Consider the following 12,065-nt stretch of genomic DNA (forward strand, 5'->3'; position numbering starts at 1 on the left):
TTAGGAACGGCTATGTCGGCATCTTCTCTGTTCAATATTGCTTTCTTCGGCGAATGTATGGTCGAAATCAGCGGCTCTCCATTAGCCAAAAAATTTGGCGGCGACACGCTCAATACCGCACTTTACCTTTCTCGTTTAACCCAACATCAAAACTTGTCCGTTCATTACGCGACGGGTTTAGGTAGCGATGAACTGTCTCAGAATATGATTGATAGTTGGCAGCTAGAAGGTGTTCAAACCAATTTCGTTGAACGTATCCCAAACAAGTTGCCCGGTTTGTACATGGTCGAAACCGACGAAACGGGTGAGCGACATTTCCACTACTGGCGCAACGACGCGGCAGTAAAATCTTACTTTCAAATCGATAATTTAAATAAGCAAGCCGACAACCTAAACAAGCTTGAAATCGCCCTGACAGAGAAACAAGTCGATGCGATTTACATCAGCGGTATTAGTATCGCGATCTTGGATGATGCCTCTCGTGAGCGTTTATTCAAAGTCATTAGCGTGTTCTCAAACCAAGGCGGTAAGTTGATTTTCGATAACAACTATCGCCCACAGCTTTGGAGCACCGAGCAAGCTCAACACTGGTACGCTAAGTTACTGCCATTGGTAGACATCGCACTGATTACCGAAGACGACGACCTGCTTGTGTGGGGCAACTCAGAAAGCGTTCAACAACGCTGCCTTCGCTTGGGTTGCCAAGAGATCGTCATCAAACGTGGCTGCGAGCCATGCAAAATTGTTCAAGTTGAACAAGGCAATGTCGTTGAGAGTTATGTGTCAGCGACTCGTGTTTCTAATGTGGTTGATACCTGCGCGGCGGGCGATTCATTTGCCGCGGGTTATTTGGCGGCGCGCCTTACTGGCGAGAGCGCCACCGACGCCGCTGAACTTGGCCACCAACTGGCTTCCACTGTTATCCAATACTCTGGCGCGATCATCCCCGTGAGCGCTATGAGCCAACTGATTAAAAAATAAAAAGCGGAATTATTATGTCTCAAGAAATGATCAACACACTTAAGCAATTCAAAGTTATTCCTGTAATCCAAATCAACAAGGTTGAACACGCGATTCCACTGGCAAAAGTTCTAGTAGAAAATGGCTTGCCCGTTGCTGAAGTGACATTCCGCACTGAAGCGGCAGCGGACGCGATTCGTGCGATGCGCGATGCGTATCCAGAGATGTGTATCGGTGCTGGCACAGTATTAACGCCAGCGCAGATTGACCTAGCGAAAGAGTCGGGTAGTGAGTTCATTGTGGCACCGGGCCTTAACCCAAACACCGTAAAACGTTGCCAGGAGATCGGTATGCCAATCGTTCCGGGCGTAAACAACCCGAGCCAAGTCGAGCAAGCGCTAGAGCTTGGCCTTAACTTCTTGAAGTTCTTCCCAGCGGAAGCGTCTGGCGGCATCAATATGGTGAAGTCTCTGTTAGCGCCATACGTTGATGTGTCACTAATGCCAACAGGCGGTATCGGCAAACACAATGTCAATGACTACCTAGCCGTGGAACGCGTGGTGTGCTGTGGTGGTACTTGGATGGTGTCACCAAAGATGATCGAGAACGAACAGTGGGACGAGATCGCGGAGTTAGTTCGAGAAGCGGTCGCTCTTGTGAACTAACGAGAAGCGTTTGGAATAAAGATAAACAACAGCAGTGGTTGATGGTTCTGTTTTGTGAATTGCCTCCGATAAACAAAACAGAACGCCCGTTATATAGGAAAACTAATAATGAAAAAAACTATATTATCCCTATTGATTTCAGGTTCAGTAGTGTCCCCAATGGCGTTAGCAATGGCTCCAAATACCGATCTAAATTTAATGCCTTACCCACAAACAGTCGAGCTTCAAGCTGGGCAGGTTAAGGTTGATGGCAACTTCAAGGTTTACATCAAAGGCTTTAACTCTGACCGTGTTGAATACACGGCGAAACGCTTTATTGATCGCCTTGAACGTCAGACGGGTGTACCGATTCTGAATTGGCAGGTGGATAGTGCAGACCAAGCGAACCTGATCATTGATATCGACGCAGCACCAAAATCTGAAGTACAAAACATTGATTCTGTGGAGTCCTACAAAATTAGCACTCAGGGTGATCAAATAACGCTGAGTTCACCAAGCCCATACGGCACTATTCACGGCATCGAAACCCTTTTGCAGCTCGTTGAAACGACAGCGATTGGCTACCACATTCCTGCTGTCACGATTGTCGATGAGCCTCGTTTCCGTTGGCGTGGTGTTTCTTACGATACTTCACGTCACTTCATTGAATTCGATGTGTTGATTCGTCAGTTAGATGCGATGGCGTCGGCGAAGATGAACGTCTTCCATTGGCACTTCTGGGACGACCAAGGTATCCGTATTCAAACGGAATCTTGGCCGCGTCTGTGGTCTGAAACCGCCGATGGTAATTACTACACCAAAGACCAAGTTCGCTACTTAGTGGAATACGCGCGTAACCTCGGTATTCGTGTGATTCCAGAGGTGTCGCTGCCGGGGCACTCTTCTGCGGTTGCTTATGCTTACCCGCGCCTGATGTCGGGTGGTGAAGGCCAAAGCTATGAGCAAGAGCGTGGTTGGGGCGTGTTTGAACCATTGATGGATCCATTGAATCCAGAGCTCTATGAAATGCTTGGTGATGTGTTTGATGAAGTGACAGAACTATTCCCAGATGAGTACTTCCACATTGGTGGCGATGAGCCGAACTATGCGCAATGGAAAAACAGCGAAAAGCACCAAGAGTTCATTGAAGAGAACAATATCGATGGCGAGCGTGGTCTGCAGTCTTACCTCAATGTAAAAGTTGAGAAGATGCTGGAAGAGCGCGGTAAGAAGATGACGGGTTGGGATGAGATTTGGCATAAAGAACTGCCGACTTCAATCGTGATTCAAAGCTGGCAAGGGCACGACAGCATTGGTCGCGCGGCGAAAGAGGGCTACCCAGGTATTCTTTCTACGGGCTACTACCTAGATCAACCACAGCCGACGAGCTACCACTATCGCAATGACCCTATGCCAACGGGCATCACTGTTGACGATAAGCTGCACAGCGGCGAAAAGTTCGTGACGTATCAGTGGGAGAAGCCACGTTCAAAAGGCGGCCCACGTAAGGGAACACTGGCTATTATTGAAGCTAAGGACGGCACTTTCCGCGCATTCAGTGATTACAACGGCAAGTCTCGCGAAGAGATCTTCATCCTTGATTATGTGCCGGGCAAAACCTTTGTTGGTCACTTCGATAACTTCATGTCGTACACCGAGTTCAACCTAAACCTCAATTCAAAGGGTTTTGCCGAAGGCAGTTACCAATTGGTCGGTAATGTGCGTTGGCCAACTACAGGTGAAGTGATTGCGAGCAGTGATGTTGAAGGTAGCGTGATTCCAGAGCCAAATGGCGGTTACCCTGCGGAATTAACCGACAAAGAAAAAGAACTGATCTTAGGCGGCGAGATCACCATGTGGCTAGAGAACAAAGACAGCCTCACTGTAGAAAACTACCTATGGCCGCGTAGTTATGCGATTGCAGAGCGTTTCTGGTCTGATGCAGAGCTGACTGACGAACGCAGCATGTACAAGCGCTTGAAGGCGATGGACATATGGTCTGAAGTGTCTGTGGGCTTACGTCACCATGCGGATGCTGACATATTGTTAAAACGTATTGCGAAAGGGCAGGATATCCGCGATCTACGCGTGCTTGCCAAGTACACCGAGCCAGCACAGTACTACGCACGTAACTGGGAGAAGTGGAATTCTACTGAGCCTAAGGGCACTTTATACAGCCAATACGAGCGCTTAAACCGCTTCGTGGATGCACTGCCTGTGGAAAGCTACGCCGTGTATGAGATGCAAGACTTGGTCAATGAAGTGGCGACAGGCAATCAACAAGCGCTTGAGCAACTTACAGAGCATTATCAACAAGCAAAAGCGGCTGCACTCGTGGCTAAAAATGTCTTCGCTGGTAATGTGTCTTCGGTAGAGACTGTGGTTGTCGCAGAGAAAACGGCGGAAGTCGCAGACTTGGCGTTAACCTTGATTGCTAAAGCACAAGCGGGTGAAAAAGTTAGAGCATCAGATGCGAATGCCTACCAAGCGATACTGTCTGATTCTGCGAAAATCTACGACGAATCGATCATCGCGATTGTTCGTCCGACAGAGCTATTGTTAAAGCGTCTGACTGAATAGAGTGAATAACCTGCTAGTCGATTAGCTAACCGCTAAATAGATAAAAGCTGCATAGCTACTAATAAGTTATACGACAATAAGAGATTCAAAACCGCGCCCTCTGTGGGGAATAGTGATTAATTTGTCTCAATATTTTGGAGTCGTTACCAGATATTAAACTGAGACACGCCTTAAAGAGTAAAGAATATGAGTTTGTTTTATTCAACCTAGCATAAACAAATTAGCTGAAAGAATGAACAAAATGGCTGTCTATTCTTATATTTAAGGTAGGTTACATCCCCACAAATAATTTATGAGTAATATCTGGGCCTAATCTGAAAAAGGAATAGTCCCTATGTATAAGTACAAATTACCTGTCCTTGAAAAAGTCGGATTTGGCGCCGGAGATATGGCTGTCAATGTGGTGATTTCATCGATGATGTTAATCATTACATTCTTCTATACGGATATTTTTGGTATCAAACCCGAAGACTTAGCGATGTTATTCATTGTGGTCCGATTAATCGATGCGGTGACCGACCCGTTGATGGGCATGATTACCGATAAGTTTACCTCTCGCTGGGGTCGTTACCGTCAATACCTACTCTTTCTTGCGATTCCTTTTGGTGTCTCGGTCTACTTAGCTTTCAGCACACCAGACGGTGATTACAACACTAAGCTGGTTTACGCTTACGCGACATATATCCTGATCACTGTCATGTTTACGGCAGTGACAATTCCATACATCTCTTTGATCAGTGTGATGACCGACGACCCGAAAGAACGCTTGTCTGCGAACGGTTACCGTTTGTTCTTCGCTAAGATCGCGGCTTTTCTTGTCACCATTATCGTTCCGCAGTTATCAACCGCTTGGGGTCAAGATAACATCCAATTGGGTTACCAATATTCGATGGGTTTGATGGGATTGATGGGTACGTTGCTGTTCTTGTTTTGTTTCGCGACCACCAAAGAGCGTATTGAACACGTGGTCGACAAAAAGTCATTCAAAGACCAAGTTAAATTGCTGATGAGAAACGACCAATGGTTAGTGCTGTGTGCGGTATGTGTGACAGGTACTATCGGCTACGTGATTCGTGGGTCAGTTGCAGCGTATTATGCCAAGTACTACCTCAGTGGTGACGCGGGTACTATCTCAGCCTTCCTTGCAACGGGTGTAGGTGCGGCGATTCTGGCGATGGTTGCGTCAACTTGGATCACTAAAAAGTACTGCAAAATTAAACTGTTCCGTTACAGCCAAGTATCGGTACTGTTATTAAGCTTGATGCTCTACGTATTTGTTGGTCGTGAAGATTTGGCTTTGGCTTTCGTGTTGTATTTCTTAGTTTCTTTCGTCGTAGATTTGCATGCACCTGTATTCTGGTCTGCGATTGCCGAAGCCGTAGACTACGGCGCATACAAAACAGGTCAACGCGTTTCTGGCCTAGCGTTTGGCGGTATCTCCTTTAGCCAAAAGCTAGGTATGGGTATCGGCGGTGCGGTGGTTGGTTGGCTACTTACCTATTTCAATTACGTGCCAAACGAAGCGCAATCAGACTACGCCCTTACCGGTATCGCACTGATGCTGACGGTTATCCCTGGCTTTTTCCACTTCCTAATGGGCTCACTGATGTCTAAATACAAAGTGACTGACAAGTACTACCAATCGATGACGGCCGCCAACATCCAAGGCGGAAAGAAAAACCTAAGTGAAGTTCAACCTTCAAAACCTCAAACAAGTTTCGAAAATTAAGGCGAGAGTATGACTGAATTCGTAAATCCTATTATAGAGCAGCGTGCTGATCCACACATCTTCAAACACTCGGACGGCTATTACTATTTTACCGCTTCGGTTCCGGAATATGATCGCATAGAGATTCGTCGAGCAAAGAGTATCTCTGAACTCGACACCACCAGCGAACTCGTCAACGCATGGTACAAACCAGATACGGGCCCATACAGTGACTTAATCTGGGCGCCAGAGCTTCACTTTATCGATAACGCTTGGTACGTCTACTTTGCTGCCGCGCCATCACGAGAAATCATCGATGGGCTGTTCCAGCACCGTATGTATGCGATTTCCAATTCGAATCCAAACCCGATCACATCAGAATGGACGTTCGAAGGGAAAGTCGATACTGGCATAGACACGTTCTGTTTAGATGCGACGTCTTTCACTCACAACGGAGTTAACTACTATGTTTGGGCGCAAAAAGACAACAACATCGGCGGTAACTCCAATATCTATATATCGGAGTTAGAAACACCGACTAAGCTACGTACCGCTCCCCGATGTTTGACCCTTCCAGAGTTTGAGTGGGAAAAAATTGGTTTTTGGGTCAATGAAGGACCGTCGGTTATCCACCGTCACGGAAAATTCTGGATGACTTACTCTGCCAGCGCGACCGACGAAAATTACTGTATGGGTCTGCTGTACGCGGATGAAAACAGTGACTTGCTTGACCCAAAAAGCTGGGTGAAATCGAAGCAGCCAGTGTTTAAAACTAACTGGGAGAAAAAGATCTACGGGCCTGGCCACAACAGTTTTACGGTCGATGAACAAGGCCATGATCTGTTGGTGTATCACGCACGTGATTACACCGAAATTGAAGGTGACCCGCTTTGGGACCCTAATCGCCACACACGCATTAAACGCCTCATTTGGAAAGACGGCTTTCCTATCTTCGGTGAAGCGATTTAATCCAGTTACCTCAGTACCTGCAACTTGCAGGTACTGAGTTTTTGCAAGGAGTATCTATGCCTAACAGCATCATCCCACCCAGCTCGATCAAGGCTGCTATCGAGAGAGATCTTTTTACCGATGACAAGCCGGCCAAGGTTCATACCTTACGTAACCACCACGGCATGACAGCTACTTTCATGGATATTGGTGCAACATGGTTGAGCTGCCAAGTTCCAACGCCTTTTGGTCAGCGTGAAGTGTTGCTCGGCATGACATCAATGCACGATTACCAGTCTCATTCGGCGTTTTTAGGTGCGACCATAGGCCGTTTTGCCAACCGTATTGCCAAAGGGCAATTCAACTTAAACGGACAGGTTTATTCCATTACCCGTAATGATAATGGCAATAGCTTACACGGTGGTATTGAGGGTTTTGATAAGCGCCGCTGGTTGGTGAAAGACAAAAGTGATTTACACATTACTTACTGTTTGATGTCTCCCGATGGTGACCAAGGTTTCCCGGGAAACCTTTCCGCTGAAGTCGCGTATACGTTGACGGAAAACAACCAGCTGTGTATCGAATATTCGGCTATTTGCGACAAAGATTGCCCAGTCAACTTAACTAACCACGCCTACTTTAATTTAGACGGTGCGGAATCGGGCAAAACCATTCTCGATCATGAATTGCAGCTGCGTGCCAACGAATATCTGCCCACTGATGATAAGCTCATTCCGACGGGTGAACTGAAAGCGGTGCAAGGGACCAATTTTGATTTTAGTACAGCTCAGAGAATTGGAGCCCGTTTACAACAAGATGAAGACCAAAAGTTGGCCAAAGGTTATGACCACGCTTTTACTTTGCCTGAAGAATTGACTGACGGTGTGAGTACTATCGTTCGCCTAACCAGTTCCGATAAACAGGTGGTGATGTCTGTGTTTACCGACAAACCAGCGATTCAATTCTACAGCGGGAACTTCCTGTCAGGAACGCCATCTCGTACTGGGAAGTATCAAAATTATCAAGGGCTTGCGCTTGAGACTCAGTTCCTACCTGACTGTCCAAACCATCTAACATGGCCGGAAGCGAACAAACGTTTTATTACCAAAAAGTCATTCTATCAGCATCAAACCAGTTATCAGTTTATGACCCATCATAGCCAGTGATCACAAACGATTTGGGTTGGTAGGGTTCCAGCCCAACATGGCGCTTCATCACTTTCTCACAATAAAGCTTCGGGCTTAAACCCACTTTATTCTTGAACCCGCGACAAAAGTAGAGTGGTTCAGAGTGGGCCTTTACTTTCAACTGCTTGTGTTCAACTGCCTGCATTCATGATTGCTTTCAACGGAGCGTACCGGTTATTCCTGACTATTTACATTGTGCAGCGTTAGGATGAAAGTCATGCCTTGGTCTGGGTTGTTTTTCGCTATCAAAGTACCTTGCATATCACGCACGTTGTTGGCGGTGATTGCCAACCCGAGCCCCAAACCTTCGCCCATCTTTTTATTGGTATGGAAGGGTTCGAAGATAGTTTCGAGTTGGTCTTCTGAGACGCCGCAGCCATTGTCTTGAACCTTGATCACCACGCGTTGCTGTTCGGTGTGTGCGCTGACAATAATGGTGGCAGGCGTTTGATGGTTGGTGGCGTCAACGGCGTTTCTGATCAGGTTACCCAGCACTTGGCGAAGTCGTGCCTCTTCTCCCATCACCATCGAAACATTGGACGCGATACGTACTCGCATATCAATGTTTTTTAACTCGGCTTGGTGAATTCTTAGGGTTTCTTGTAGCGCCTCTGTGAGAGAAACTGGGTAGGGGCTTTCCAGCCTTTTAAAGGCAAACGACTTCAACTGACTGGTCATGTTAGCCATTCGGTCGATGAGGCTCATTACTAAGTCCATGTTCGCTTTCAACAGTTTGGTCTCGCCTCTTTCCATCAGTAATTGATTGCTAGAAAGCAGAGTTTTTAGGCCGGTAAGCGGCTGATTAAGCTCATGAGTGATCGCGCTCGACATGCGACCTAACGCTGCGAGCTTGCTTGATTCAACTAGCTCTTGCTGTGCATCTTTTAGATCTTGTGTTCGCTCTTCAACCCGCAGTTTCAGCGTTTTATTGGCGTTTTGCACCGCAATTTCCGCTTTCTTGCGTTTACTTATATCGATCACCGTACACAGGTAATAAGTAGTGTCATGCCAAGGGAAAGCGCTAATAGAGAACAACACAGGAAAGTAGCTACCATCACTGCGTCTTGCCATGGTTTCGACACTGGTGATCTCGGCCAGTTCTTGGTGTTGTTCTAAATTTTTGAGCAGTTGAAGTGTGGTTGAATTTGGATTGCCCGCCTCAAAAAGTTGCCACGCTTTGATGTTGCTGATCATTGAGTCGGACAGGGAAAAGTATTTCTTTGCCATCAGGTTGATATCGTGGATATGGCCGTATTTATCGATCAGTATTAACCCAACATGCGTCTTATTGATCATCCTAGACAGTCGTTTCTCCGACTCTTCGATGAGCTTTTGGATTCGCAAATTGCTGAGCTTTTTCTGTCGTCTTTGATAGAGGATAACCAACAATAACAGAACGAAAAGGCAGGCCACCGCCACGCTCCAACTTATCCAGTTAGTGGTTTGGTTGAGGCTAGTTAATGGGGTCAAATAGGTTAATCGCCAATTTAGATCGTCCAATTTGATCGATTGAATCAGGTAGTCCTTACCTTGTAGTTGCCATACTTGAATATGGGTTTGATCGTACAACTCGCGTTTTGTGGCTCTAGGCTGAGAATTGAAGGTGTCGTTGAACCAATCGGCACTCAATCGGTTATCACTAGAGAGGAAGAACTGATCTCGAGGATTTTGAAACAGTATAGCTTCACCATCGGCAAACCATTGATCGATAAGAAGCGATAAGTCGATTTGTACCGCAACAATACCCACCACATCGGATGCTCGATAAACCGGTGCCGCAATGAAGTAATCGGGTGTCACGCCTTTATTTTTGGTGACCACTGAGATAGCGCCACCTTGCTGGTGGATCTTAGACACAATCGTATTGGCGTTCTTTTTACTCAGCTTGCTCCTTTCGACACTGGAAACCAACAACTCACCTTCAGCAGAAAGTAGATACCACCCCTTGGTGTTGGCCGCTTTGTCTAATTGAATTAGTTGTTTTTTAATGTGTTTTTGGAGGCGACTTTCTCCATCAATAAAACGAACGCTGGTTTCATCGTTCGTGACCAGATAAGGCAAATAGTAAAAACGTTTGAGTGTGCGTCTTGCTTCAGCAATGTACCCAAGAAAGCGTTGTTCTGCATAACGCTGAGCTTGCTCAAGCTTCCACTGGCTTATCCCATTTTTAGTGGCTAGCTGAACCAAACCAATTAACAAACAGGCGAACACGAACAGCCAATATCGATTATTTTTAACCATTCTTGATTAAATCCTTTTAATTAGTTAGCTGTCTGTCTCTTTAAATGAGTGAGTGCGAAGCTTCACGGTTTTATGACTTGGAAGATGAAGTGTGAGACAAATTGAAGCTAACAAACATTACAAAACGGTTAAAGGAGTGTTATCCAAAGTGGGAGCTAGCTCCTTTTAGTCTGCGGTGTTTTTACATACCGTGGGCGACATTATTCAGATGTAAGCAGCGGAACAAAATTATGCAGCGTATTGCTTTGATTGAAGATGATGCGATAGTGCGTCAAGCAACTAGCCAATGGCTACAGTTGGCGGATTTTGATGTCACCGCATTTGAGATTGGACAAGATGCATTAAACGCAATAGAGCTTGGTGATTTCCAAACCATCATAAGTGACGTGCGCTTGCCTGATATTGATGGCGTTGAGCTATTAGGACGGTTTAAAAAGCTTGTGCCAGACGTGCCAGTTATCTTGATTACAGGTCACGGTGATGTCGATATGGCGGTTAAGGCTTTACAGCAAGGTGCCTATGACTTCATTGAGAAGCCGTTTGATCCAGAACGCCTCTCTCAAACGGTCTCTGAAGCGGTAGATAAATTCCAAAGTGGCCAAGACAGGATCAGTCGCCAAAGCTATTTAGATAATTTGAAGGGCATTGAACAGGTTCTGATTGGTCGCAGTAAAGTGATGTGTGAGTTGAGAGAGCAAATACACAAGGTAGCCTCGATTGATACCAACGTGATTATTTATGGTGAAACTGGTTGTGGTAAGGAATTGGTTGCTTCTTGTTTACATGAATTTAGTCAGCGAAAACCTCACCCTTTTGTGCCACTAAACTGTGGCGCGATTCCAGAAAACCTATTTGAAAGTGAGCTGTTTGGCCATGAAGCCGGTGCGTTTACTGGAGCCGCCAAACGACGTATTGGTAAGCTAGAGTTTGCCGACAAGGGGACGGTGTTTCTTGATGAAATAGAGAGTATGCCGCTATCTATGCAGGTCAAAGTACTGCGGACCTTGCAAGATAATGTCGTTGAGCGTGTTGGTGGTAATCAGCAACAACATGTTGACTTGCGTGTGGTATCTGCTTCGAAAAGCGATTTACTCAATCACCCCGACTTTCGCCAAGATCTTTTCTACCGTTTGAATGTCGCGCAGCTGCATTTACCGCCGCTCAGTGAGCGAGAAGAAGATGCTCTTATTCTTTTCGAACATTTCACCCAGGAAGCCAATACTGAAACACGAATTGCTAGTGAGGCTGATCGCTATGCTTTGTTGTCGTACTCGTGGCCAGGTAATGTGCGTGAGCTGCGCAATGTCGCGATTCGTTTTGCATTGGATGAAAGTCTGACAGTCGGTGATATTTTGGCGTATCGTCCTAACTCTGTTACGGAGTCCACCACTGCGGGTATCCCTTTGGCTGTCCAGGTTCAGAGCTTTGAGCGAAAAGTTATTCACGATGCGTTAGTGCGTTATCAAGGGCGTATCAATGATGTGATGCAAGACCTAGATTTACCACGCAGAACACTAAACCAAAAAATGGTCCGTTATGCATTGAACCGAAGTGACTATGTCGACTCTTAGTGAATCGTTTAACTGTCGTTATTAATGATGATTGATGAGCAAGAAATGGCTCATTGTTTATTTATCAACTTATTAACATTGATCACGTAAATGTAACGCAGTGTGATGTAACCACCTTTATGAGGGTGTTAATTACGGCTTTGGATAAGCAAAAAACAGCTCATGTAATCGCTGTCAAATAAGCAATATTTTGCCTATTCCAAATAGTTTTTTCATGTAATGTAAA

Annotated in this window: 8 protein-coding genes; 7 read left to right on the plus strand and 1 reads right to left on the minus strand. The window is 46.0% G+C overall.

The genetic code is table 11. The features are described from left to right. The first annotated feature begins 12 nt into the window (after nucleotides 1-12). From ACED48_RS00790 to galM, 6 genes are all read left to right on the plus strand, one after another. The gene (locus tag ACED48_RS00790) at nucleotides 13-981 is read left to right on the plus strand and encodes a sugar kinase (protein ID WP_017057735.1); all 969 of its coding nucleotides are present in this window, start codon (nucleotides 13-15) and stop codon (nucleotides 979-981) included. A gap of 14 nt (nucleotides 982-995) precedes the next feature. Then, nucleotides 996-1,625 carry a bifunctional 4-hydroxy-2-oxoglutarate aldolase/2-dehydro-3-deoxy-phosphogluconate aldolase gene (locus ACED48_RS00795; protein ID WP_017057736.1) on the plus strand — a complete coding sequence of 210 codons (630 nt, stop codon included), beginning with the start codon at nucleotides 996-998 and terminating at the stop codon, nucleotides 1,623-1,625. Nucleotides 1,626-1,733: 108 nt separating this feature from the next. Next, entirely contained in the window at nucleotides 1,734-4,184 is a 2,451-nt protein-coding gene (locus tag ACED48_RS00800; RefSeq protein ID WP_017057737.1) for a family 20 glycosylhydrolase, read from the plus strand. A 334-nt stretch (nucleotides 4,185-4,518) separates the two neighbouring features. Continuing rightward, nucleotides 4,519-5,913, plus strand: a complete 1,395-nt coding sequence (locus ACED48_RS00805) for an MFS transporter (protein WP_017057738.1) — start codon at nucleotides 4,519-4,521, stop codon at nucleotides 5,911-5,913. Between the two features lie 9 nt (nucleotides 5,914-5,922). Further along, complete coding sequence (locus ACED48_RS00810; RefSeq protein WP_017057739.1) at nucleotides 5,923-6,861, plus strand: family 43 glycosylhydrolase; 939 nt, start codon at nucleotides 5,923-5,925, stop codon at nucleotides 6,859-6,861. Nucleotides 6,862-6,917: 56 nt separating this feature from the next. Continuing rightward, nucleotides 6,918-8,006, plus strand: a complete 1,089-nt coding sequence (gene galM, locus ACED48_RS00815; protein WP_017057740.1) for a galactose-1-epimerase — start codon at nucleotides 6,918-6,920, stop codon at nucleotides 8,004-8,006. Nucleotides 8,007-8,201: 195 nt separating this feature from the next. On the opposite strand, the gene ACED48_RS00820 is transcribed toward galM, so the two are convergent. After that, entirely contained in the window at nucleotides 8,202-10,268 is a 2,067-nt protein-coding gene (locus tag ACED48_RS00820; protein WP_017057741.1) for an ATP-binding protein, read from the minus strand. A gap of 230 nt (nucleotides 10,269-10,498) precedes the next feature. Here ACED48_RS00820 and ACED48_RS00825 point away from each other — a divergent pair, with 230 nt between their 5' ends. Further along, nucleotides 10,499-11,839, plus strand: a complete 1,341-nt coding sequence (locus ACED48_RS00825; RefSeq protein WP_017057742.1) for a sigma-54 dependent transcriptional regulator — start codon at nucleotides 10,499-10,501, stop codon at nucleotides 11,837-11,839. Nucleotides 11,840-12,065 lie beyond the last annotated feature (226 nt).

The organism is Vibrio sp. 5S239, from assembly GCF_041439575.1.
Classification (GTDB): Bacteria; Pseudomonadota; Gammaproteobacteria; order Enterobacterales; family Vibrionaceae; genus Vibrio; species Vibrio kanaloae.

Bases quoted from the DNA above. Each gene is read 5' to 3' on its own strand.
- ACED48_RS00790 (WP_017057735.1), top strand. From the start codon at position 13: ATGTCGGCATCTTCTCTGTTCAATATTGCTTTCTTCGGCGAATGTATG.
- ACED48_RS00795 (WP_017057736.1), top strand. From the start codon at position 996: ATGTCTCAAGAAATGATCAACACACTTAAGCAATTCAAAGTTATTCCT.
- ACED48_RS00800 (WP_017057737.1), top strand. From the start codon at position 1,734: ATGAAAAAAACTATATTATCCCTATTGATTTCAGGTTCAGTAGTGTCC.
- ACED48_RS00805 (WP_017057738.1), top strand. From the start codon at position 4,519: ATGTATAAGTACAAATTACCTGTCCTTGAAAAAGTCGGATTTGGCGCC.
- ACED48_RS00810 (WP_017057739.1), top strand. From the start codon at position 5,923: ATGACTGAATTCGTAAATCCTATTATAGAGCAGCGTGCTGATCCACAC.
- galM (WP_017057740.1), top strand. From the start codon at position 6,918: ATGCCTAACAGCATCATCCCACCCAGCTCGATCAAGGCTGCTATCGAG.
- ACED48_RS00820 (WP_017057741.1), bottom strand. From the start codon at position 10,268: ATGGTTAAAAATAATCGATATTGGCTGTTCGTGTTCGCCTGTTTGTTA.
- ACED48_RS00825 (WP_017057742.1), top strand. From the start codon at position 10,499: ATGCAGCGTATTGCTTTGATTGAAGATGATGCGATAGTGCGTCAAGCA.